Origin of the sequence: Pseudomonas sp. URMO17WK12:I12, from assembly GCF_000514395.1 — a bacterium.
Lineage (GTDB): Bacteria > Pseudomonadota > Gammaproteobacteria > Pseudomonadales > Pseudomonadaceae > Aquipseudomonas > Aquipseudomonas mucoides.
The window spans coordinates 215,647-240,034 of sequence record NZ_AZVV01000008.1 but is presented as its reverse complement, the minus strand read 5'-3'; the positions used below and the strand labels follow the sequence as shown (position 1 = coordinate 240,034).

Below are 24,388 nucleotides of genomic sequence, written 5' to 3'. Positions count from 1 at the left end.
CGAGCGCCCGCCGTAGAGCGTCCTTACTCGGGGGGCAAATGCGGGCGATTGTACTGATTGCGCAAAAGAACGCACTGACAAAATAAGCAATTGGCCATCAACCCGATGAAACGCTTGTTTGATGCCCAGCAACCCTACGGGGTTATTTGTTTTCGCTGACCTGCAACGCCCCGTCCCAACCGCCGCCCAGCGCAGCGATCAATTGCACACTGGCAATCAACCGGCTCTGCAAAAGATCCAGCACGTTGCGTTCGTTGTTCAACGCCGTGGCTTGAACCACCACCACATCCAGATAAGCAATCAGACCGGCCTTGTACTGATTCTGGGTCAGGCGCAACGAGATACGCGCGGCCTCCAGCGCTTCCTGGCGCACGCCGGCTTCCTGCTCCAGCACCTTGAGTTGCACCAGGTAGTTTTCCACTTCGCGGAAGCCGTCGAGCACGGTCTGGCGGTACTTGGCCACCGTCTCGTCGTAGGCCGCCTCACTGCGATCGACTTCTGCCGAACGCTGGCCACCATCAAACAAGGTCATGGCCAGTTGCGGCCCGACCGACCAGAAGCGGTTCGGCACGCTGATCCAGTTGGAATAGGTGCTGCTGCTATACCCGCCGTTCAGGCTCAAGGTGAAATCCGGGTAATACGCGGCCTTGGCAACGCCGATGTTGGCGTTGGCGGCCATCACCGAGCGCTCGGCGGAGGCAATGTCCGGACGGCGCTCCAGCAATTGCGAAGGCAATCCTACCGGCACTTCGGGCAGGGTCGGGATGGTGGTGGTTTCTGCCAGGCTGAACTCGGCGGGAGGCAACCCGATCAACACGGCAATGGCGTTCTCGAACTGGGCACGCTGCCAGATCAGGTCAACCATGTCGGCCTGGGTGCCTTTGAGCTGGGTTTGCGCCTGCGCCACGGAGTCCCGGCCGGAAACGCCAGCGCGGTATTGGTTTTCAGTCATGGTCAGCGAACGTTGATAGGCCTCGACCGTGGCTTCCAGCAAACGTTTCTGTTCGTCGATCACCCGCAATTGCAGGTAGTTCTGCACCAGCTCGGACTGCTGGCTCAGGCGCATCGCGGCCAGGTCGGCAAAGCTTGCCTGGGCATTGGCGGTGTCGGCTTCAAGGCCTCGGCGCAGTTTGCCCCACACGTCTGCTTCCCAACTGACTCCAGCCTGGGCGGTGTAGGTGTCACGAATACCGCTGGAGGAGCTGGTCAGGCTCGAACTGCTGCTGCCGGTGCCCTGGCTGGAGCGGTTTTTGCCGACGGTCAAATCCACTGTCGGAAAAAACGCCCCGCGCGCACTGCGCACCAACGCCTGGGCCTGACGGTATTGGGCCTCGGACTGGGCCACTGTCTGGTTGGAGCGGTTGAGTTGCTCGATCAGGCCGTTGAGCTGCTGATCGCCATACAACTCCCACCAGGCACCGCGCGCCAGGGAGTCGCTCGGACTGGCCTGACGCCAGCCTGCCGCTTCCTTGTATTGCACCGGCGCAGCCGCTGGCGGGCGCTGATAGTCCGGGCCGACAGCACAAGCGCTGAGCATCGCCACGCACAGCGCCAGGCTCAGCAGACGCGAGCCTCGGGCGGCAGCCAGCGGGACAGCCAGATTGATAAGCGAACGGTCAGTCATAGCGGAGTTTCCAGAGCAGCATCGGTACGCACCCCACGCCATTTATTGAAGCGATGGCGCAGTTTGTCGAGATAGAGGTAAACCACCGGGGTGGTGTAAAGGGTCAACACCTGGCTGAAGATCAGCCCGCCAATAATCGTCAAGCCCAGTGGCTGGCGCATTTCCGCCCCTTCGGCCCGGCTCAGCAGCAACGGCACGGCGCCGAGGATCGCCGCCAGGGTGGTCATCAGGATCGGACGCAAACGTTGCAGGCACGCACTGCGAATCGACTCCAACGGTGCCAGGCCTTGATGGCGTTCAAGTTGCAGTGCGAGGTCGATCATCAGAATGGCGTTTTTCTTCACCACGCCGATCAGCAGAAACAGCCCCAGCAACGAGATCAGGCTGAACTCGCCGCCCAGCGCGTAGATCGACAGCAACGCGCCGACCCCGGCTGACGGCAAGGTGGACAGAATGGTCAGCGGATGGATGTAGCTTTCATACAGCACACCCAACACCAGATAAACCGCCAGCAGTGCGCCGAGAATCATCCAGGGCTGGCTCTTCTGGGTGGCGGCGAACGCATCGGCGGTGCCGGCCATTTTCGCGATCACGTCTTCAGGCAAACCGACTTTGGCAATCGCCCGTTCGATGGCAGCGGTGCCCTGCTCGACCGTCACGCCTTCGGCCATGTCGAACGACAGGCTTTCGGAGGCAAACTGACCTTCGTGGCTGACCCGATCGTCTTCCAGGCTGTTTTCGTAGTGAGCGATGGTCGACAACGGAATCCGCGCGCCATCGGCGGTGATCACCTGCACTTGCTTGAGCGTCACCGGGTCCTGGGCGTATTTCGGGTCGACCTCCATCACCACCTGATACTGGTTGAGGCTGTCGTAAATCGTCGAAATCTGCCGCTGGCTGTAGGCGTTGTTCAGTACAGCCGTGACCATGCTCATGTCGACACCCAGGCGCTTGGCCTGATCGCGATCGACGATCAGCGTGACCTGCCGCGCACCGCGACCTTCCCGAGCGTCGATCGCCGTCAATTCCGGCAACGCCTTGAGCGCGGTGACGACTTTCGGGTACCACTCGCGCAATGCCCCCAGATCACCGCTTTGCAGGATGTAGGAGTACTGCGACGAGGTTTGTTCGCGGCCACCGCCAAACTGCAGGTCCTGGTCCGCCATCAACATCAGCTGTGCGCCGGGAACCTTGGGCATTTCCTTGCGCAGGCGCTCGATGACTTTCTGCGCGGAAATGCTGCGTTCCTTGATCGGTTTGAGTCGCACGATCATGACGGCATTGTTGGTGCCGTTCGTGCCGCCGATGAACCCGGCGACGCTTTCCACCGCGTCGTCCTTGAGTACGGCACGGCGGAAGGTTTCCATCTTCGGCTGCATTACGTTGAACGACAGGCCGTCGTCACCGCGCACAAAACCAATCAGTTGACCGGTGTCTTGTTGCGGAAGAAATGTTTTAGGAACAACCACATACAGTGCAATGTTCACGCCAATCGTCACCAACAGGCTGAGCAAGGTCAGTCGACGGTGACGCAATACCCAATCGAGGCTGGTGGCGTATTTGCCGACCATCCATTCGTTGGCGCGCTGGCTCCAGCGCTGCAATCGGTTTTCCTGGCCTGGCGTGTGTGGCTTCAGCCAACGGGCACAGAGCATTGGCGTCAGGGTCAGCGAGACCACCAGCGACACCACGATGGACGCGGCCAGAGTGATGGAAAACTCGCGGAACAGGCTCTCGATGATCCCGCCCATGAACAGGATCGACAGGAACACCGCCACCAGCGAGACGTTCATCGACAGCAAGGTAAACCCGACTTCCTGAGCACCGAGGTACGCGGCCTTCATCGGCGGCACGCCTTCGTCGATGTGCCGGGAGATGTTCTCCAGCACCACGATGGCGTCGTCGACCACCAGCCCGGTGGCGAGGATCAGCGCCATCAGCGACAGGTTGTTGAGCGAGAATCCGTAGAGGTACATCACCGCAAAGGTGCCGACCAGCGACACTGGCACCGCCAGCGTCGGGATCAGCGAGGCACGGAAATTACCGAGGAACAGGAACACCACCAGAATCACCAGCGTCACGGCGATCAGCAGGGTCATTTCCGCTTCATGCAGGGTCGCCTTGATCACCGGCGAGCGGTCCATCGCCAGGTTCAGCTTGACGCTGGCCGGCAGCACCGCCTGCAACGCTGGCAGCTGTGCCTTGATTTCATTGACCGTCTCGATGATGTTGGCGCCGGCCTGGCGGTTGATCACCAGCAGCACCGCCGCGTCGTCGTTGAAGAACCCGCTGTTGTAGCGGTCCTCGACGCCGTCGCTGACCTTCGCCACATCCTTGAGGCGCAAGGCTGCACCGCCGTTGTAATGGATGATCAGCGACTCGTAATCCTTGGCTTTTTCCAGTTGATCGTTCGCCTGGACCTGCCATAACCGCTCGCCATCTTCGACCGAGCCCTTCGGCCGGCGCACGTTGGCGTTGGCAATGGTGTTGCGGACATCGTCGAGGGCCACGCCGTACTGGTTGAGGGCTTGCGGTTCGAGCTCGATACGCACCGCGGGCAACGAACTGCCGCCGATCTGTACTTCGCCCACGCCCTGCACCTGCGACAGGCTCTGAGACAGGATGGTCGAGGCCAAATCGTAGAGCTGGCCCTTTTCCAGCACATCCGACGTCAGCGACAGCACCATGATCGGCGCCTGGGAGGGGTTGACCTTCTTGTAGGTCGGCATGCTGCGCATCCCGCTCGGCAGCAGGTTGCGCGAGGCGTTGATCGCCGCTTGCACTTCCCGCGCCGCGCCGTTGATGTCGCGGTCGAGGTCAAATTGCAGGATCACCCGGGTCGAGCCCTGGCTGGAACGGCTGCTCATGGTGTTGACCCCGGCGATGGCGCCGAAGGATCGTTCCAGCGGCGTGGCCACGGTCGAGGCCATGACCTCGGGGCTCGCGCCGGGAAGGCTGGCCTGCACCACGATCACCGGGAAATCCATTTGCGGCAACGGCGATACCGGCAACAGGCCGAAACTCACCCCGCCCAGCAGCATGATCGCCAGGCTCAGCAACATCGTTGCGACCGGGCGCTTGATGAACGGTCCGGACAGGTTCATGGCTGTTCTACCGCTTCCACGGTGTCAGCCTTGTGGCCCCAGCGCCGGCCGAGTCGGTCGAAGTACAAATAGATGACAGGCGTGGTGAACAAGGTCAGCACCTGGCTCACCAGCAACCCACCGACCATCACCAGACCCAGCGGCTGACGCAATTCTGCGCCGGAGCCGGTGGCCAGCATCAGCGGCACCGCGCCAAACAACGCTGCCAGCGTCGTCATCAGAATCGGCCGGAAGCGCAGCAACGCGGCTTGATAGATCGCGGTTTCCGGGTCCATGCCCTGATTGCGCTCTGCATCGAGGGCGAAGTCGATCATCATGATCGCGTTCTTTTTCACGATACCGATCAGCAAAATAATGCCGATGATCGCGATCATGCCCAGGTCATTGCCGCTCAGGATCAATGCCAGCAAGGCGCCGACCGCCGCAGACGGCAAGGTCGAGAGAATGGTGATCGGGTGGATATAGCTCTCGTACAACACGCCGAGCACGATGTACATGGTCACCACCGCGGCCAGAATCAGCAGCAAGGTGCTGGACAGCGACGCCTGGAACGCCTCGGCCGCCCCTTGGAACTGGGTCTGCACGCCAATCGGCATGCCGATGTCTTTCTGCACCTGGTCGATGATCTCGACCGCATGCCCCAGCGCCACACCCGGCGCCAGGTTGAACGACATCATCACCGCCGGGAACTGGCCGATGTGGGTGATTGCCAGTTGCGCCTGACGCTCTTCGATGTGCGCCAGGCTGGACAGGCGAACCTGCCCGCCGTCCGTGGTTTTCACGTGAATCTGATTCAGCGCATCCGGACCGATCTTCTCCCCGGACTGCGATTGCAGAACCACGCGGTACTGGCTGGCCTGGGTGTAGATGGTCGAAATCTGCCGCTGACCGAAAGCATCGTAGAGCGCATCGGTAATGTTCGACACCGAGACCCCGACCCGTGAAGCGGCATCGCGGTCAATCACCAGATAGACCTGCAAGCCCTTGTCCTGCAAATCGCTGGCAACGTCGGTCAGTTCTGGCCGGTGGGACAATGCATCGACCAGACGACCGCTCCACAGGGCGAGCAATTCCGAATCCGGGGACGACATGCTGAACTGATATTGCGTGCGGCTGACACGGTCTTCGATGGTCAGGTCCTGCACCGGCTGCATGAACAGGCGGATGCCGACCAGCTTGTCCAGTTCCGGTTGCAGGCGGGCAATCACCTGGGTCGCACTCAGATCACGGTCGCTATGGGACTTGAGATTGATCAGCAGGCGCCCGCTGTTCAGCGTCGAGTTGTCACCGTCGACACCGATGTAGGACGACAGACTTTCCACCGCTGGATCGGCGAGGACTACCTTGGCCAGCGCCTGTTGACGATCGCTCATCGCCGCGAAGGAAATCGACTGCGGCGCCTCGGAAATGCCCTGGATCACCCCCGTGTCCTGCACCGGGAAGAAGCCCTTGGGCACCACCATGTAGAGGAATACGGTCAACGCCAGCGTGCCGATGGCCACCAGCAATGTCAGCGGCTGGTGCTTGAGCACCCACTGCAATTTGCGCCCGTAGGCCGCGATCATCCAGTCAATCGCCGCGCCGCTGGCCCGGTAGAAACGCCCCTGCTCTTCTTCCTTCGGTTCACGCTTGAGCAATCGCGCGCACATCATCGGCGTCAGGGTCAGGGACACGACCAGCGAAATCAGGATCGCCACCGCCAGCGTGATCGCAAACTCGCGGAACAAGCGCCCTACCACGTCGGCCATGAACAGCAGCGGGATCAATACCGCGATCAGCGACAGGGTCAGGGAAATCAGGGTGAAACCGATCTGCTTCGCGCCTTTGAGCGCCGCATTCAACGGAGTGTCCCCTTCTTCGATAAACCTGGAAATGTTCTCCAGCATCACGATCGCATCGTCCACCACAAAACCGGTGGCGATGGTCAGGGCCATCAGGGTCAGGTTATTGACCGAAAACCCGGCGAGGTACATCACGCCGAACGTACCGACCAACGACAGCGGCACGGCAATCGATGGAATGATCGTCGCACTGGCACGGCGCAGAAACAGAAAGGTCACCATCACCACCAAGGCAATGGCGATCAGCAACTCGTGCTGCACGTCTTTGACCGAGGCCCGAATGGTCTGGGTGCGGTCGGTCAGCACGGTGACGTCGAGACCGGCCGGCAGGTTGTCAGTGATGCTCGGCAGTAACGCCTTGATCCGGTCGACCACCTCGATCACGTTGGCACCCGGCTGGCGCTGAATGTTCAGCAGCACGGCCTGGTTTTCATTGGCCCATGCCGCCAGGCGTTCGTTTTCCGCACCGTCGACGATTTCCGCCACGTCCTTGAGCCGCAACGGCGCGCCGTTGGCATAAGCCAGGATCAGGTTGGCGTAGTCCTTGGGCGACGTCAGTTGATCGTTGGCATCGAGCATCGACACCCGGGTCGGGCCGTCGAAGTTGCCCTTGGGCTGGTTGACGTTGGAAGCGCCGATCAGCGTGCGCACGTCCGACAGGTTCAGACCGTTGGCCGCGAGGGCCTCGGGATTGACCTTGATCCGCACCGCCTGACGCTGGCCGCCAGCAATGCTGACCATGCCAACACCGCTGATCTGGGCGATTTTCTGGGCCATGCGCGTGTCGACCAGGTCATTGAGCTTGGGCAACAGCATGGTTTTGGACGTAATGGCCAGGGTCAGCACCGGGGTGTCCGCCGGGTTGACCTTGTTGTACACCGGCGGTGCCGGCAGGTCCTTGGGCAGCAAATTGGTCGCGGCGTTGATCGCGGCTTGCACCTGCTGTTCGGCGACATCCATGTTGATGTCGAGGCTGAACCGCAAGGTCAGCACCGAGGCGCCGCCCGAACTGGTCGACGCCATCTGGGTCAGGCCGGGCATTTGCCCGAACTGACGCTCCAGTGGCGCAGTGACTGCGCTGGTCATGACATCCGGGCTGGCGCCGGGATACAGCGTCATGACGCGGATGGTCGGGTAATCGACCTGGGGCAACGCCGACACCGGCAGCAACCGATAGGCGATCAAACCGGCCAGTACAATGGCCAGCATGCTCAGGGTCGTGGCGACCGGACGAAGGATGAACAGTCGCGAGATGTTCATGCGCCGCCCTTTTTCGCCTTGTCGGCAGCGGCCGGCTCATTGGCGTCCGCCGCCAATTTGCCTTGCAGGTGACCGGTCGGGGTAGCAGGCACGTCCTCGGGGCTATTGACCACTTCGACTTCGCTGCCTTCCTTCAAGCGGTCGGTGCCTTCCAGGACCACACGATCCCCGGGCGCCAGGCCTTCAGTGATCACAGTGTTCGTGCCATCGCTGGCGCCGACTTTCAACTGACGGATCGTGACCTTTTTGTCGCCGTCCAGCGCATAGGCGAAGGTGCCGTTGGTGCCAAACTGAATCGCCGCCGACGGAGCGAGCACCACCCCCTTGAGGGTGTCGGCCAGCAAGTGGACGTTGACGAACTGATTAGGGAACAGGGTCTGATCGCGGTTGTCGTAGCGCGCCTTGAATTTCAGGGTGCCTGTGGTGGTGTCGATCTGGTTGTCCAGGCTCTGCAAGACACCAGTGGCCTGCAGTTTGGTGTCGCTGCGGTCCCAGGCTTCGACGGGCAGTTTGGCGCCGGTGCGATAGCGGGCCAATACCACGTCAAGGTTGTTTTCCGGCAAGGTGAAGGCGACGCTGATCGGTTGGGTCTGGGTGATGATCGCCAGCGCCGTGGTGTCATTGGCGGCGACCAGGTTGCCGACATCAAGCTGACGCAAACCGACACGCCCGGTAATCGGCGCGCGGATCCTGGTGAATTCGAGATTGAGCTTGGCGTCGTTGACCGCCGCCTGATTGGTCTTGACGGTGCCCAGATACTGACCAACCAACGCCTCGGCAGTGTCCAGGGTTTGCTTGGCGATACTGTCTTCCTTGAACAGCCCTCGATAACGCTCGACATCGACCTGAGCGTTTTTCAGTTGCGCCTGGTTCTGCAGCAACGTGCCTTCGGCCTGGAGCAAGGCGTTCTGATACGGACGCGGGTCGATTTCAGCCAGCAAATCGCCGGCCTTGACCATTTGCCCTTCCTCGAACGCCACCTTGGTCAACTCGCCGCCCACACGACTGCGCACGTTGATGGTGTTCAGCGCAGTCACGGTGCCCAGCGCCTTGTAATACAGCGGGAAGTCACCCTTGACCGCAGGCGCAACGCGCACGGGCACCGGGCCAGTCGCCCCGCCGAACCCTGGGCGCATCCCTCCGGACCTGCCGGTATGACCGGCCACGGTTTTCTGCCCTGCGCCCTCCTTTTGAGCAGCACCGGTGGGCCAGAATTTCCAGCACACGCCAGCGATGACCAACAGGACAAGCAGGCCGAACAGCCAGCGACGAGGACTACGGGAAGCGGAGGATCGCATTGAATAATCAACCATTGGGCGCGTGGGCTTCTTTTACATGAGGCTGAACGATAAGCACTGGCGGCTATTAAGCAAAGCGGCTTTACCGGCAATTTACCTTCGGCTTACGTAACAGGAGATTTGTCTAAGGCACTGAAGCACAAATGAAAACGGCCTGGACAGGGCCAGGCCGTTAACAATTGTAATGACGCCGCTTACTTCAGAACGGAAAGTGCCGCTTCGTAGTTCGGTTCTTCAGCGATTTCCTTGACCAACTCGCTGTGAAGCACGTTGTCGTTCTCATCCAGAACCACGACCGCACGAGCGGTCAGGCCTTTGAGCGGACCGTCAGCGATGGCAACACCGTAGTTCTCGATGAACTCGGCACCACGCAGGGTCGACAGGTTTTGCACGTTTTCCAGGCCTTCGGCGCCGCAGAAGCGTGCCTGGGCGAACGGCAGGTCAGCGGAGATGCACAGTACAACGGTGTTGGCGACATCGTTGGCCTGGGCGTTGAACTTGCGAACCGAAGTAGCGCAGGTCGGGGTGTCGACGCTTGGGAAGATGTTCAGCACTTTGCGCTTGCCGGCGAAGCTCGCCAGGGTCACGTCGGACAGATTGCCGGCAACCAGGGAAAAGGCTGGCGCCTTGGAACCGGCTTGTGGCAGTTGGCCGTTGACTTGAACCGGGTTGCCTTTAAGGGTGACTTGAGCCATGAACGGAGTCCTTCTGAACGTTGTGGTAAAGAATCTCGGAGAGGGCAAAGTTAACCACGAAATGGGCTGGCGACCTATGCCCAGATACAAATCGTGAAGTGTTTTGGCCAACCTTCAATCAACACCTCGTTGCCACAGGTATTGCGTTGCCTGAAATCTATCATTGACCTGTCGAATTGCACTGTCGTCATTCGACCATGTAGTGAATCCCCCACCTCCACCGGAGATAACACCATGCGATTCATGATCATCATCAAAGCCAGCCAGGATTCCGAAGCGGGCGTGATGCCCACCCAAGAACTGCTGACCGCCATGGGCAACTACAACGAAGAACTGGTCAACGCCGGCATCATGATCGAAGGCGAAGGCCTGCACCCCAGCAGTAAAGGCGCGCGCGTGCGCTTTTCAGGCGACAAACGCACCGTCATCGACGGCCCCTTCGCCGAAACCAAGGAGCTGATCGCCGGTTACTGGATCTGGCAGGTGAAGTCGAAACAAGAGGCTATCGACTGGGTCAAGCGATGCCCGAACCCGATGCCTGGCACCGACGCAGAGATCGAGATTCGTCAGGTATTCGAGGCCGAGGATTTTGGTGCCGAGTTCACCCCGGAACTGCGCGAGCAGGAAGAACGGATTCGCGCAGAGGCGAAGAAACGCTGAGCATTACTTAATGTAGGAGTGAGCCTGCTCGCGAGAGCGATTTGCCTGACACAACGCTATCGCGAGCGGGCTCGCTCCCACAGGGTTTCGTTCAACCTCTATTCGAATGCCGGACAAGTTTCGCTTTAACTTATCAGTACAAAAAACTGCGAGATTTTGCACACAATTCGAAAGAAAAAACTCATTGGATTGGCTAAGTTATGGTTAGCTGCTAGCTTCAGATCATTCCTACAGGCTTGATCGGAAAGAGATTACACAACAACGGCCGGGAAGTGCCGAGTCGACCAATGAGCCACCAAGGAACCGGGGGAATCATGTTAGCCGCTATGGAAAAAAACGCTTTGTTGCTGATGGCGGCATGGTTTACGCCTGTCGTTTGTGCGTTCGCCGATAACGCCGACGTAGCCAACAAAAGTAACAACCCGTTGAGTCTGGCCCCTGGCGCCAACCTTCTGGATTACTACCCCCCCAAGCGCTACGACACCGACGTCCACACCAACGATGACTTGCTGCGCGGCACCTTGCCGATCAGCACCCGACCCGACCCGCACAGCGGCTGTAGCACCGGCATCGGCGACCTCAACCTGTTCGACATCTTCATCCCCAAGACCGACGGCGTACAGCCGGGCATCGGCCCGCAAATCACCGCGCCGACCGCTGAGCAGGACAAATTGGGCACAGGCAAGTGGCAAACAGGCCTGACGGCCGCGGCCATCGACTCCTCACCTCGCGGCCTGCTGGGCTGGCGGCACGGCGTGCAAATCCGTGACTAATATTCTTAACGCATTCATCGAGCCGCAGTGGACGGTGGAACGCAAAGGCGATGGCTTGCCGCAGTTCACATTGTTCGCCGGGATCAACGTTACGTTCGGTAAATAAGGACTCTTTATGCACGGTGCAATTCGCGCGGCCGGTTTCAGCTTGATGACCATGTTCGTCAGCTGCGGCGTTGGCGCCCAGGATCTTGATACGCGGATCGGCAAGATCGCGATGGAAGGCGAATTGCCCGCCCATGAATCGATCGCCCAACTCTATGCGGAGCTGGATTTTCAGCAGGCCACCCAGAGCTATCTCTGGGCGCTGCCGTTGGTGTCCTACGCGCAATGGCAGGAAGAGTTTCGCGACAAACTCGGCGCCCGCAGCGGCGACCTGATGGTGCTCAACAGTTATGAAGACAAACTGGGCGTCATCACCGCCAATGCCACCACGCCGTACATCCTCGGTTTTGTCGACCTGAATGAAACCGGGCCGCTGGTGATCGAATTGCCGCCCGGCCCGACTGCCGGCGGCGTCGGGGACTTCTGGCAACGCGCGATCATCGACATGGGCCAGACCGGCCCGGACAAAGGCAAGGGCGGCAAGTACCTGGTCCTGCCGCCGGGTGCCGAACCTCCCGCCGATGCCGGCAAGTACTACCTGGCCAAATCGGAGACCATGAACGTGCTGGTGGGCTTCCGCGTGCTTGATCCGGACCCGGCCAAAGGCAAGGCACTGGTCGAACACTTCAAGATGTACCCGTACGCCCAGCGCAATGAGCCAAGCAAAACCAAACTGCTCAGCCCTGGGGGCAAAGCCTGGTCCGGCACCCAACCGCGCGGGATGGCGTACTGGGAGCGCTTGCACCAGATCATCCAGAAAGAACCGGTCAACGAACGTGACCGCTTCTACATGGCCATGCTCGCCAGCCTCGGCATCGAGAAAGACAAGCCCTTCAACCCCAATGACAACCAGCGCAAGGCACTGGAACAAGGCGCCCAGGTCGGCGAGTTGATCGCCAAGGCCAACACCTTCGCCAAGCGGTTCCCCGGTGCGCAATACTGGCCGGACCGTCAATGGGACACCGTGCTGAATATCGCCGAACCGTCGCAACGCGTGGCCTATTACGATCAGTTGTGGGAACGCAGCGCCTGGTTCTACGAAGCAGTCACCAACACCAAGGGCATGGTCTCCAAGACCCCGGGCCTCGGTCAGACCTATCTGGGCGCCTACACCGACAGCAAGGGCAACTGGCTCGACGGCAGTAAGAATTATCGCCTGCACGTCGGCGCCAATCCGCCGGCCAAGCAGTTCTGGTCGATGACGGTGTACGACACCGACAGCCGTTGCCTGATCGATAACCCGCAGCGCAAGGCCGACCTGTCGTCCCGTCAGGATCTGAAAAAGAATGATGACGGCTCCGTGGACCTGTATTTCGGTCCGACCGCGCCCAAAGGCTTCGAGAACAACTGGGTGCAAACCGTACCGGGCAAACACTGGTTCAGCTATTTCCGTCTGTACGCGCCGACCGAAGCTTACTTCGATAAAAGCTGGAAGCTCGACGACATCACGGCTGTGGAATGACGCCCAAAAGGTCAATAAGGACGCTTTATGAATAACCGTTTTTTGCTCACCGCACTCGCACTCTCCCTGAGCACCAGTGTCTGGGCCGACTTCAGCGCCACGCCTGAAGAAGCCCGGGGCATCGCCAAGGAAGCCTATCTGTACGGCTTCCCGGTAGTGGAGATGTACAAGACCCTCTACACCCAGGCCATCGACAAGAAAAGCCCGAACTTCAAGGCGCCGCTGAACCAGATCGGCAACACCGCCAAGGCATTCACCGCCAAAGACACCGCCTTCGTCACGCCAAACGCCGACACGCCCTACTCCTTCGTGTGGATGGACCTGCGCGCAGAACCCGTCGTGCTGACCCTGCCGGCTATCGAAGAACACCGTTATTACTCGGTGCAATTGATTGACGCGTATACGCAGAACTTTGCGTACCTGGGCACCCGCAGCACGGGCAACAACGGCGGCCACTTCATGATCGCCGGGCCGAACTGGCAAGGTCAGCAACCGGTGGAAATGGACCGGTTGGTGCGCAGCGAAAGCAACATTGCCTACGCGCTGTATCGCACGCAGTTGTTCGATGACAAGGACCTGGCCAAGGTCAAGCAGATCCAGAAAGGCTACAAGGTTGAATCCCTGAGCCACTACGTCAAACAGAAGGCACCGCCGGCAGCGCCAAAGATTGACTGGCCAAAACCGCTGCCGACCATGAGCGACACCCCGGACCTGTTCCGTTACCTGAATTTCATGTTGTCGTTCGCCCCGGCGCAGGACGCGGAAAAGGAGCTGCTCGCGCGCTTTGCCAAGATCGGCATCGAAGCCGGCAAGCCGTTCAATCTGCATGACCTCAGCGCTGAACAGCGCCAGGCACTGGAAGACGGCATCAGCGACGCCAAGGCCGAGTTCGCCCAGTTCAAGAAGGACAAGGTCGACACGCACCAGATCACCAGCGGCGACGTCTTCGGCACCCGTGATCACCTTAACGGCAACTACCTGTACCGCTACGCCGGCGCCAACATGGGGATTTTCGGCAACTCAGCCGAAGAAGCGGATTACATCGGCTACTTCGTCGACAAGGACGGCCAGCCGGTCGATGCCTCGAAGCACGATTACACCCTGCATTTCGACAAGGGCGCCCTGCCCCCGGCCGATGCCTTCTGGTCGCTGACGATGTACGACGGCAAGAACAAACTGCTGGTGGCCAACCCGTTGAATCGCTACCTGATCAACTCGCGGATGCTGCCCGATCTCAAGCTCGACGCCGACGGCGGCCTGACCCTGTACGTGCAGAACAAGGCCCCGGCCAAAGAACTGCAAAACAACTGGCTGCCCGCCCCGAAAGGCCCGTTCTACGGGATCTTGCGCTTGTACCTGCCAAAACCGGAAGTCACCAGCGGCCAATGGCAGATGCCGCTGCTGACGCCGGTCGATTCACAACAAAAACAATAAGCGGAGTCAGTCATGGTCAGGCCTTTTGTAGTGCGTCCTTTACTGGTGCTGTGCATCATCGGCGCAAGCCCGTTGACGCTGGCGGCCGAGGGCGGTGTCGGGCGGCCGATTACGGGGCAACAGGTATTTTCCAACGCCGGGATTGTGCCGCCGGAAGCCGGTTGGGTGATGTCCCTGACCAGCATCTGGTACGACGGCGACCTCAAGGGCAAAGCGCAAGTACCGATCGCCGGCGCCCTGAGTACCGGGCTGGACATGAAAGTGTCCTACACCATGGCCAACTTCACGCATATCTGGGACACCGGCAAAGGGCGCTGGAACTACGCCTCGGCCATTGGCGTGCCGGTCCAATACACCGACGTCACCGCCAGTGTCACCGGTCCCCGTGGCAGAACCCTGGGATCCGGTGATACCGGGACCCAGTTCGCCGATATTCTGGTGACACCGATTGCGGCGGGTTACCACCTCGACGAGGTCAACCACGTCTCCTTCTCGCTGCCGATCTATGTGCCGACCGGTGCCTACAACGATGACCGCCTGGCTAACGCTGGCCAGAACAATTACACCTTCATGCCCACCGTGGCCTTCACCCATCTGGACGGCAAGGGTGGCGAGTTCACCCTGTCCAGCGCGCTGGAGTTCTACACCGAAAATAACGCCACCGACTATCGCAACGGCAACATTTTCACCCTCGATGCACTGTGGACCCACGGCTTCGGCAACGGCTGGAATGCCGGTATCGCGGCGGGTTACATCCAGCAGGTGACCGATGATTCGGGAAGTGGTGCCAACAGCGGCTTCCGTGGCCGCTCGGTCGGTGCTGGCCCGGCGGTCGGCTGGGCCGGCAAGTTCAACGATGCGCAGGCCAGCGTCAGCGCCCGTTGGGTGCCGGAGTTCGATACCAAAAACCGGCCGGAAGGCAACGGCATCAGCGTCAACCTGACATTAGCGTTTTTCTAAGGAGTGACCAGGGATGGCTACCGGTTCCAGGCTCATTCCCGTCATTCCAACGTTCACGTTCTGAATCAAGGATGCGCCATGACTGCACTCAATGATCTCAACGCCCTGCAAGCCAGCATCGCCGAAAGCGCTGCCAACGGACATCACCTGTGCCGTGAAATTGTGCACGCCCAGTTCTCGACGGCAAGACCGCCTGCGCGCCTGCTACGGTCGTTCGCCTACTGAAAACCAGGCATTGCGGCAACTCAAGGGTTCGTTGTCTACGCTGCATAGTCAGGCCGAACAACGGCAGGCGATACCCGACTCGGCATTACGGCTGTTACACCAAAAGGATGTCCCATGACGAACCCGATCTCGATCCGCAATTGCTTTGGGCTGAGCCTGCTCTTCGCGCTGGCCCTGCCGTTTCTCGCGCAAGCAGCCGAACCCTTGCCTTCGTGGAATGACGGCCCCTCGAAGAAGCACATCATCGAGTTCGTCCAGGCGGTCACCGATCAAAGCAGCAGGGACTTCGTCAAACCCGAAGACCGCATCGCCGTGTTCGACAACGACGGCACCCTGTGGAGCGAGCAGCCGATGTACTTCGAGTTGCTGTTTGCCCTCGAAGAGGTCAAGCGCACCGCGCCGCAACACCCGGAATGGAAAACCACCCAGCCGTTCCAGGCCGTGCTGGAAAACGATCACAAGGCGCTGGCCGCCTCCGGCATGGGCGGCATCATGAAAATCTTCGGGGCGACCCACACCGGGATGACCACCGAAGCCTTCGACGACTACGCCAAGACCTGGCTGAGCCAGGCCAAACACCCGAAAACCGGCAAGCTGTACACTGAGATGGTGTTCCAGCCGATGCTGGAAATGCTCGACTACCTGCGCGAGCAGAACTTCAAGACCTACATCGTATCCGGTGGCGACACCGGCTTCATGCGCGCCTTTGCCGAGAAGGTCTACGGCATCCCGCCGGAACAGGTGATCGGCACCACATTCGTCACAGCCTTCCAGTACAAGGACGGCAAGGCCTCGATCCTGCGCACGCCGAAACTGGCCCACAACGATGACGGCCCGGGCAAACCGGAAAGCATCGACGCGGTCATCGGCAAGCGGCCGATCCTCGCCTTCGGCAACTCCGACGGCGACTTGCAGATGTTGCAATGGACCGCCGCAGGACCGGGCAAACGATTCATGGGGCTGGTGCATCACACCGACGCCAAACGCGAATGGGCCTACGACCGCAAGTCCGACTTCGGTCGCCTGGACAAGGCCCTGGACGAAGCAAAAACACGTGACTGGACCGTCGTGGACATGGCCGCCGAATGGCGCCGGATCTATCCCTACGACGCCGCCACAGCCGAGCAAGGGAAGTAAAAGGAGCGTAACGCCGACGGCACCAAAGGTTTACTCCATCGCTCCCACATCGGACTTGTGGTTTACACAGATCCAGTGTGGGAGCGAGCTTGCTCGCGATGAGGCCATCAGCCTCGGCACATCACTTGGATTTGATCTTCAAATACGACTGATTCAAATCCGACGCCCAGCCATCCATCACGCCTTTGACGTCATCCGCCTTCATCACCTGCGCATCGTTTTCCAGCGGCTTGCCGGTGCCCTTGCGCACGACCTGAGCGATGACTTTGTTGCTGCCGCCGTCGATGAATGCCGCTTCGGTGGCCAGGTCTGTTTCCTGATCACGAATACCGCTGGCGGTGCTCACGGCTGCGGCAACCAACGCAATCGGGATCACTTCGTAAGGCTTCAAGCCTTCGGTCTTGCTGCTGACCGCAGTAATGGCGGCACGCACCACGATCACGCCTGGGCCAGGGCCGGCGGCCAATGGCAGCGATTTGGCCATTTCACGCTTGAGCGCCTGGTCGTAATAACCGGTGATCCCGCTCAGCGTGGCCTGGGGGATTTTCACCGTTGGCTGGGGGGCCGGGTAAAGCTGGGTCGGTTCGATATAGACGCTGGTGAATTTGCTGACATCCAGCGCTGGATCGACCCAACGCATCACTGTCGCGCCGGACGGCGACTTGGCTTCCTGCAGCTGGCCGTAATCCTTGAGGAAGCCGGAATACTGCTCCGGCTCGACGACCTTGCTCGCACACCCTGTCACCGCGATGGTGGCGATGCACAACGTGCTCATCATTAACGCAAGCTTCATGCTTGAACTCCTGTTTTGAAGGGCGAACACCCTAGTGCAAAGGCGACTGGAGTCAAGGCATTTCGCGATAAAAAACTCAAAAAAAGCACACATTTCATCTAACGCTGCGGACGCTCTCGCAACCGTCATTTGACAGATGCCCGGCATGCGGCAAAGCTGCACTCCAGCTTGATCGCGCGCCTCAAGGCAAACGCACCTCGACTACGGAAGTCGCAATGCTGAAACATAAAAATAAAGCACCAAGCCCCAACCCTGATTCACCACCGAACCTGATTAACCGCTCTCTTTTTCCCGTGACCATCGGTGCATTACTGTTGGCGGTCATCGGCATCGGCTGGTTTCTGTTTAGCAGCACACCGGCACCGCTGAGACCCGTTCCCGTCACTGCCCCTGTCGCGCCACCGGCCAAACCGCAACCGGTCGCGCTGGCCCCGGCGAAGATGGTCGATGAGCAGCAATGCCAGGGCTGCCACAGCGAACAGGTCAAGGACTGGAAAGGCTCCCATCACCAATTGGCGATGCAGGCAGCCTCTGCCGAGACGATGCTGGGCGACTTCAATAACGTCACCTTCAAAGCGGAAAACGAAACCACCATTTTTTCGCGCAAGGACGACGGCTTCTGGGTCAACACGCCGGGTATCGATGGCAAGAACGCCGACTTCAAGGTGGCCTATACCTTCGGCATCGCGCCGTTGCAGCAATACCTGATCGAAGTGGGCGAAGGTCGCTTGCAACCCTTGGGCGTGGCCTGGGATACCGAGAAAAACCGCTGGTTCCACCTCTATCCGGGTCAGGGTGTGAATTTCAAGAACCCGCTGCACTGGAGCAAGCCGAGCCAGAACGCCAACTTCATGTGCGTCGAGTGCCATACCACTGGCTACAAGCGCAATTTCGATGCCGCGAAAAACACCTTCGACAGCCAATGGAACAGCCTCGGCGTTGGCTGCCAGGCCTGCCACGGCCCGGCTTCCAATCACCTGGAATGGACGGCGAAAAAAGGTGATTTGATTCATGCCGGTTTTGCCGTCGACCTCAAGGACAAGAACGCCACCGTCGAGATCGAAACCTGCGCCCGCTGCCATTCGCGCCGGGCACCGCTGAGCGATGGCTACACCGCCGGCAAACGCCTGATGGATGACTACCTGCCGAGCCCCCTGACCCGCGAGTTGTATGCGCTGGACGGCAAGATCAAGGACGAGGTGTTTGAACACGGCTCTTTTGCCCAAAGCAAAATGTTCGACAAGGGCGTGCGCTGCAGCAACTGCCACAACCCGCACAGCACTGAACTCAAGGCGCCGGGCAACGGCGTTTGCCTGCAATGCCACAACACCACGGGAAAAACGCCGGTAGAAGGCGTCGACGGCAAAGGCCTGCAAGCAAAAAACTACGACGCCATCGAGCACACCCGTCACACCATGGGTCAGCCGGGTTCGCAGTGCGTGGATTGCCACATGCCCGGCAAGTTCTACATGGGCAATGACTTCCGGCATGACCACAGCTTCAGTATTCCCAACCCTGAGCGGGCGAAAAAACTCGGCACCCCGGACGCCTGCCTCACCTGTCACCAGGGTAAGAACGGCGACAAAGTCACCGAACAATTCAAACGGTGGAACAGCGCGCCGACCGTACAGGCCCCGCGGTATGACGAAAGCCTGTGGCTGATTCGCAACGGTCAACCCGGCGCGGCGCAAGCTCTGTATGAACAATTGCAACGCAGCAAGCTGCCAGCGATTCAGCGGGCCACCCTGCTCGCCGAGTTGCCGCTGTACCCGAGTGAACAGGCGTTGAAACTGGCCACCAAGGACCTGAGCAATCCCGCGCCACAAGTGCGTGAAAGTGCCGTGCACGCAATCAGCGCGTTCCTGCCACCACCTGAGCGGGCACCGCTGTTGACGCCGTTGCTGACAGACCCGGTGATGGCCGTGCGTATTGCTGCAGCCCGGGACCTGCTGGGAGCCGCACGCAATGGTTTGGGCGCTGCCCAAGCGAACTGGAATGCGGCGATTGCCGAGTACGAAGCAGCACAGAAAAACCTGCTGGAACGCGCCGAAGCCAACCTCAACCTGGCGATGCTCTACCAGGCCAGCGGACGCAATGACCAGGTCGAACCGTACCTGCGCACGGCGCTCAGGCGCGATCCGGATTTCTACCCGGCACTGGTGACGCTGGTGCAATGGCTCGAAGCCAATGGCCGCAGCCAGGAAGCACAGGCGCTGCTGGCCCAAGGGCTAAAAGACCACCCGGACGCCGCGCTGCTGCAACACACCCAGGGCTTGTCGCTGGTGCGTGCTGGCAAATCGGACCAGGCCATGTCGGCGCTTCGCAAAGCCGCGCAACTGGAACCGCAGAACGCGCAATACGGCTACGTGCTGGCCGTGGCCTTGCATGACCGCGGCAAGGTTGAAGAGGCCTGCGAAGTGCTGGAGCGCTTGCTGAAAGTGCAGCCGGCCAACCGCAATGCGCGGCTGTCGTTGATCCAGTATTACCTGGACAACGGGCAGGAACCGAAAGCGCAGGTGCTGTTGCAGGGCTGGAAGAAAATGAACATGGGGGATCCGGCGTTGAAGTAGCCCTCGATACGCTCCGCCTGTAGCAGCTGTCGAGGCTGCGTCGCCAAACGCAGCCTCGCAGGCTCGGCAGCTGCTACATCGACCGTGGGATTACCAGGACGAACCACTCTTCAACGCCAACTCCCGCCGACTGTTGGCCCGCATCGCCTTGATCAGCGACACCGTGCCCACCAGTAAAATCACTCCGGCAAACAGAAAGTCGATTTTGTACAACTGGAAGTCATTCAGCGGCCCCACCAGCAACACCCGAATCGCCCCGATGCTGACCAGAGTCGCCAGAAAGTCGATACCCGGCTCGTCGCGATAAAACACATGCAGCAACGGCAAGCCGATCACCAGCAGCAACATCAAGACGATCATCTTGAACGAGCCCTTGCGCTCGACACTGAACGCACACTCAGTGGTTGCATAAGGTTTGTAGTCTTCCTCACGCGCCAGCGAGTTTTTCTCGTTGATGTACTCCGCGCGGTTGTACTTCTGGATCGGCGTGAAGGTGTTCGACATCTCCATGCTGGTGGTGATGTGCTTGAACTTGAGGTCGATGCGATCATTACCCTTGAGGTAATACAACACTGGTTTGTAGCCGTAGCGGTAAGTGTCGAACGGGAAGTCCGCCGCCCGCCCCTGCACGCCAATGGGCCGCGGTTCGAGTTCGGCATAGGCGCTCTTGTTCAGCGATGACAGGTTACGCGTCAGTGGCTGGACCTTGACCTGTTCGAGGAAAATCGGCGTGACACCGTACGACCATTGCAAGGGCTCCAGACGCAGGCGCAGCTCGTTGCGGGCCAGGTCGTAGCGGTTGAACGTGCGTTCGGAAACCACGATGGCGCCGCTGAGCATGAACTCGCCGCGCAGGTTGTTGGTGATCCGCAGGGTCAGTTGATCCTTGCCCAGCGCAGCACTATCACTGGCCGGTGGCGTACCGCACCAGGCCGTGCTGTCGAAGGCGCCGCCCAACAGCCCGTCACGATTGTCCTTGAACACATAAACGTAACTGGCCCACAGGGCCAGCATCAGCATTAGCGATATCAACCCTAAAATCTTTTTGCCCGCACTCACACCCGACTCCTTTCTTCACTTGCTCCCTGACAAGCCGCGGACTCTACCAAACTGCCATCACTGTCCCAAGCAAAAACACACCCGTGTAGCCGCTGATTGTGAGGGGGGACTATGGACCTGCGACGCAGCGTGCTACAGATTCACCTGAACGCTAAAAAAACGTATCAGTTTGTGGCAGATGACCGCAGGGTGGCCTCGGATCTGATCCGTATAAATGAAGTTTTCCTGAGTCTGTTTTGTTTCCGACGGGGTTTCTACAGTAGAAGCCTTTGCAACCGTGGAAGCATTGACCATGAGCACAGCAACAATCGGACAGGCCTATAACTACAAGGTTGTGCGCCAATTCATCGTGGCAACCATCGTCTGGGGTGTCGTGGGGATGGCGATGGGGGTGTGGATCGCCTCGCAACTGGTATGGCCCGAGATGAACCTCGACCTGCCGTGGACCACCTTCGGTCGCTTGCGTCCGCTGCACACCAGCCTGGTGATTTTCGGCTTTGCCGGCAGCGCGCAGTTCGCCGCCAGTTACTACGCGGTGCAGCGCACCTGCCAGGTGCGGTTGTACTCCGACACCCTCGCCGCGTTCACCTTCTGGGGTTGGCAATCGGTGATCGTGACCATGCTGGTCACCCTGCCGCTGGGCTACACCACCACCAAGGAATACGCCGAGATCGAGTTCACCGGCGCGGTATGGATGACGGTGGTCTGGGTCGCTTACGCGGTCGTGTTCTTCACCACCGTGGTGCAGCGCAAGACCAAACACATTTACGTCGGTAACTGGTTCTTCGGCGCGTTCATCGTAGTGATCGCGATGCTGCATGTGGTCAATCACCTGTCGATCCCGGTGGACTGGTTCAAGTCTTATCCGGTGTATTCCGGGGCGACCGACGCCATGGTGCAGTGGTGGTATGGCCACAACGCCGTTGGCTTTTTCCTCACCACCGGGTTCCTCGGGATGATGTATTACTTCGTGCCGAAACAGGTCGGGCGCCCGGTGTATTCCTATCGCCTGTCCATCGTGCATTTCTGGGCGCTGATTACCCTGTACATCTGGGCTGGCCCGCACCACCTGCACTACACCGCGCTGCCGGACTGGGCACAGTCGCTGGGCATGGCGATGTCGCTGATCCTGCTGGCGCCAAGCTGGGGCGGGATGATCAACGGCATGATGACCCTCTCGGGCGCCTGGCATAAGTTGCGCACCGACCCGATCCTGCGCTTTCTGGTGTTGTCCCTGGCCTTCTACGGCATGTCGACCTTCGAGGGTCCGATGATGGCGATCAAGACCGTCAACGCCCTCTCCCATTACACCGACTGGACCATCGGCCACGTTCACGCCGGGGCGCTCGGCTGGGTGGCGATGATCACCTTCGGCGCGGTCTACCACATGGTGCCGAAAGTTTTTGGCGGTGAGCAGATGCACAGCATCGGCCTGATCAATGCACACTTCTGGCTGGCGACCATCGGCACCGTGTTGTACATCGCGTCGATGTGGGTCAACGGCATCACCCAAGGCCTGATGTGGCGCGCAATCAACGACGACGGCACGCTGACGTATTCGTTCGTCGAAGCCTTGCAGGCCAGCCACCCGGGGTTTGTGGTGCGCTTTACCGGCGGGGTGTTCTTCCTCAGCGGCATGCTGCTGATGGCCTACAACACCTGGCGCACTGTGCGGGTTGCGGACGTGGCGATGGCTGAGCGTGAAGCACAGATTGCCTGAGGCAAGGAGCCTGGAATGTTTGAAGTGCTATTGAATGTGATGGCGGTGCTGGGGCTTTGGCTGGGGGTTGAATATTGCCTGAAGCGGGAGACGGCGCAGAGCCTGGAGGATGCCAGTCTGATTCCGTTTGCGGATGATCCCGAGGTGGCGCGGCGAGTGGAATCGGCCACGGGGAAGAAGGTGAAGGCGGTAGCGCCAGAAGAGGTCAAGCCCGGCTGGGGCAACCTCAAAATCTGACCCACACCCTATCCAATGCAGGAGCCGAGCTCGGCTCCTGCAAGGGGGTTTAGTTCAGTCCGGGAGGACCTGGCCGCGATCACGCGGGATCAGGCCCTGCAACTGCTGCGCCAGAAAATTCGCATCAAATGCAAACGTGTCCGGGTCTTTCAGGCCATTGGTCTTGCGCCACTGCCAGCTGGTCGACGGCGGCAGGCACACCAGCGAAACGCTGCCATAGCGCGCGGCCGTCAGCCCCATCACCGCCAGGGAAATCTGACCGCCAGCGCCCATCACGTCCGGCACGAACTCCACCGGTTTGCCGGCAATGACAATGGACAATTTCTCGGTCTTGAACGGCGACGTCTCCACCGGCACGCTAGGCCCCGAAGCCACATACGCCTCACGGCTCACTTCCAGCAGATGCGGCGCCTGGACCGGTTCCAGCCACTGCTGGATCTGATCGAACAGCTCGCCGATACGCGTCGCCCAAAGCGCCGATTGCGACTCGAACGTCTGCTTTTTGTGCGCTTCGCTTTCTGCGTAGTGGCGAAGCATTTCGCCCAGTTGTTGTACGTCGTCCATTGCGGTGTTCCTTTGGTTGGAGCGGTGCTGCGGACATTGAGCATGGCAGATGCAGGCCGCCGGCGTACGACTAAAAGCGCGAGCGGTATTGGCTGGGGGTCATGGCCAGGTGTTTGCGAAAAACGCTGCCCATGTGCGACTGATGGGCGAAACCGCTGTCCAGAGCGATGCTGGCCAACGGCAGGTCCGTGTGTTCGATCATCCGTCGGGCGGCTTGCAGGCGCACCTCAACGAGATACGCATGCGGTGTCAGGCCCATGACCCGGGTGAAGTCGCGCAGAAAACGCAGTTCGTTGTGCCCGTAAGTCGCGGCCAACTGGTCCAGCGTCAGCGGTTCATGGAACTGCTCGGCGATCTGATCCAGTACCGGGGTGAACGCTTTGGCGTGCAGTCTGGATCGAGTCGTCACAGGCGCCTGGTCAATCAGGCTGAGGGCGGCTTGCTCAAGCGCCATCAGATCAGGTTGAGGGTTGAGCAACAGGCGTCGGATCTCGCGTGCGAACGTCAGCGCCCGTCGATCACCGGCTGACTGAACACGCTGGCGGACGGCTGGCAGCATCTCATCCGCAAACGGCTCATCCAGGCGCATCAACAGGTATTCACCACCGCTCGCCGATTCGGAAAACACCTCGACGCCCACCGGCGTGAACGCCAGCACACCGGGCAAAGTATCGAAATCCACCCGCCGGTCTGAATCAATGGCGTGTACGCCTTGCTGGCGCTCAAGCGTCACGCCCAGGGTCAACGACTGCGCCGGATCACGAACGCTGTAGGCCGCACGGGGCAACAGTTGCAGGCAAGCTCTAGCGCTCAGCACGTGCTGGCTCAGCACGCCGGGCATGTGAAATTTCCTGATAGATGACCGTC

The 24,388-nt window shown here is 60.1% G+C and carries 18 protein-coding genes and 1 pseudogene; 10 read left to right on the top strand and 9 right to left on the bottom strand.

The features are described 5' to 3' along the window. Nucleotides 1–142: 142 nt before the first annotated feature. The 5 genes from D882_RS0111910 to tpx form a co-directional block, all read right to left on the bottom strand. A complete protein-coding gene (locus tag D882_RS0111910) occupies nt 143–1,624 on the bottom strand; it encodes an efflux transporter outer membrane subunit (RefSeq protein ID WP_027923453.1) in 1,482 nt (493 codons plus the stop codon). After that, a complete protein-coding gene (locus D882_RS0111905) occupies nt 1,621–4,728 on the bottom strand; it encodes an efflux RND transporter permease subunit (RefSeq protein ID WP_027923452.1) in 3,108 nt (1,035 codons plus the stop codon). The genes D882_RS0111910 and D882_RS0111905 overlap by 4 nt, the downstream gene beginning before the upstream one ends. After that, nucleotides 4,725–7,829 (bottom strand): MdtB/MuxB family multidrug efflux RND transporter permease subunit, encoded by a 3,105-nt coding sequence (locus D882_RS0111900; protein ID WP_027923451.1) that lies wholly within the window; start codon nt 7,827–7,829, stop codon nt 4,725–4,727. The genes D882_RS0111905 and D882_RS0111900 overlap by 4 nt, the downstream gene beginning before the upstream one ends. Then, nucleotides 7,826–9,142 carry an MdtA/MuxA family multidrug efflux RND transporter periplasmic adaptor subunit gene (locus D882_RS0111895; protein WP_027923450.1) on the bottom strand — a complete coding sequence of 439 codons (1,317 nt, stop codon included), beginning with the start codon at nt 9,140–9,142 and terminating at the stop codon, nt 7,826–7,828. The genes D882_RS0111900 and D882_RS0111895 overlap by 4 nt, the downstream gene beginning before the upstream one ends. Before the next feature lie 179 nt (nt 9,143–9,321). Continuing rightward, nucleotides 9,322–9,822, bottom strand: coding sequence for a thiol peroxidase (gene tpx / locus D882_RS0111890; protein WP_027923449.1), 501 nt, complete (start codon nt 9,820–9,822; stop codon nt 9,322–9,324). A 234-nt stretch (nt 9,823–10,056) separates the two neighbouring features. Between tpx and D882_RS0111885 the strand changes: the two genes are divergently transcribed. The 7 genes and pseudogenes from D882_RS0111885 (at nt 10,057) to D882_RS0111855 (ending at nt 16,578) form a co-directional block, all read left to right on the top strand. Next, nucleotides 10,057–10,482 carry a YciI family protein gene (locus D882_RS0111885; protein ID WP_027923448.1) on the top strand — a complete coding sequence of 142 codons (426 nt, stop codon included), beginning with the start codon at nt 10,057–10,059 and terminating at the stop codon, nt 10,480–10,482. 326 nt (nt 10,483–10,808) lie between these two features. Continuing rightward, a pseudogene (locus D882_RS01000000131040) lies at nt 10,809–11,361 on the top strand (hypothetical protein). A 9-nt stretch (nt 11,362–11,370) separates the two neighbouring features. Further along, nucleotides 11,371–12,822 (top strand): DUF1254 domain-containing protein, encoded by a 1,452-nt coding sequence (locus D882_RS0111875; RefSeq protein WP_027923447.1) that lies wholly within the window; start codon nt 11,371–11,373, stop codon nt 12,820–12,822. Between the two features lie 27 nt (nt 12,823–12,849). After that, nucleotides 12,850–14,256 (top strand): DUF1254 domain-containing protein, encoded by a 1,407-nt coding sequence (locus tag D882_RS0111870; RefSeq protein WP_027923446.1) that lies wholly within the window; start codon nt 12,850–12,852, stop codon nt 14,254–14,256. Between the two features lie 12 nt (nt 14,257–14,268). Then, nucleotides 14,269–15,216 (top strand): transporter, encoded by a 948-nt coding sequence (locus D882_RS0111865; RefSeq protein WP_027923445.1) that lies wholly within the window; start codon nt 14,269–14,271, stop codon nt 15,214–15,216. A gap of 78 nt (nt 15,217–15,294) precedes the next feature. Next, nucleotides 15,295–15,441: a hypothetical protein gene (locus D882_RS1000000132675; RefSeq protein ID WP_155953725.1), complete on the top strand. Its 147-nt coding sequence runs from the start codon at nt 15,295–15,297 to the stop codon at nt 15,439–15,441. Nucleotides 15,442–15,555: 114 nt separating this feature from the next. Further along, a complete protein-coding gene (locus tag D882_RS0111855; protein WP_027923444.1) occupies nt 15,556–16,578 on the top strand; it encodes an HAD family phosphatase in 1,023 nt (340 codons plus the stop codon). A gap of 121 nt (nt 16,579–16,699) precedes the next feature. Here the strand turns inward: D882_RS0111855 and D882_RS0111850 are convergent, their stop codons facing one another. After that, nucleotides 16,700–17,371 (bottom strand): DUF3313 domain-containing protein, encoded by a 672-nt coding sequence (locus tag D882_RS0111850; RefSeq protein WP_027923443.1) that lies wholly within the window; start codon nt 17,369–17,371, stop codon nt 16,700–16,702. A gap of 215 nt (nt 17,372–17,586) precedes the next feature. On the opposite strand from D882_RS0111850, the gene D882_RS0111845 reads away from it, so the two are divergent. Next, a complete protein-coding gene (locus tag D882_RS0111845; RefSeq protein WP_027923442.1) occupies nt 17,587–19,941 on the top strand; it encodes a tetratricopeptide repeat protein in 2,355 nt (784 codons plus the stop codon). A gap of 90 nt (nt 19,942–20,031) precedes the next feature. Here the strand turns inward: D882_RS0111845 and D882_RS0111840 are convergent, their stop codons facing one another. Continuing rightward, nucleotides 20,032–21,000, bottom strand: a complete 969-nt coding sequence (locus D882_RS0111840; protein ID WP_027923441.1) for a hypothetical protein — start codon at nt 20,998–21,000, stop codon at nt 20,032–20,034. A gap of 292 nt (nt 21,001–21,292) precedes the next feature. On the opposite strand from D882_RS0111840, the gene ccoN reads away from it, so the two are divergent. Both ccoN and D882_RS0111830 read left to right on the top strand, forming a co-directional pair. Then, nucleotides 21,293–22,720 carry a cytochrome-c oxidase, cbb3-type subunit I gene (ccoN, locus tag D882_RS0111835; protein ID WP_027923440.1) on the top strand — a complete coding sequence of 476 codons (1,428 nt, stop codon included), beginning with the start codon at nt 21,293–21,295 and terminating at the stop codon, nt 22,718–22,720. A gap of 15 nt (nt 22,721–22,735) precedes the next feature. Continuing rightward, entirely contained in the window at nt 22,736–22,957 is a 222-nt protein-coding gene (locus D882_RS0111830) for a hypothetical protein (RefSeq protein ID WP_027923439.1), read from the top strand. A 54-nt stretch (nt 22,958–23,011) separates the two neighbouring features. On the opposite strand, the gene D882_RS0111825 is transcribed toward D882_RS0111830, so the two are convergent. Next, nucleotides 23,012–23,521, bottom strand: a complete 510-nt coding sequence (locus tag D882_RS0111825) for a hypothetical protein (protein ID WP_027923438.1) — start codon at nt 23,519–23,521, stop codon at nt 23,012–23,014. Nucleotides 23,522–23,591: 70 nt separating this feature from the next. Then, nucleotides 23,592–24,362 carry a helix-turn-helix domain-containing protein gene (locus D882_RS0111820; protein ID WP_027923437.1) on the bottom strand — a complete coding sequence of 257 codons (771 nt, stop codon included), beginning with the start codon at nt 24,360–24,362 and terminating at the stop codon, nt 23,592–23,594. Between the last annotated feature and the right edge of the window lie 26 nt (nt 24,363–24,388).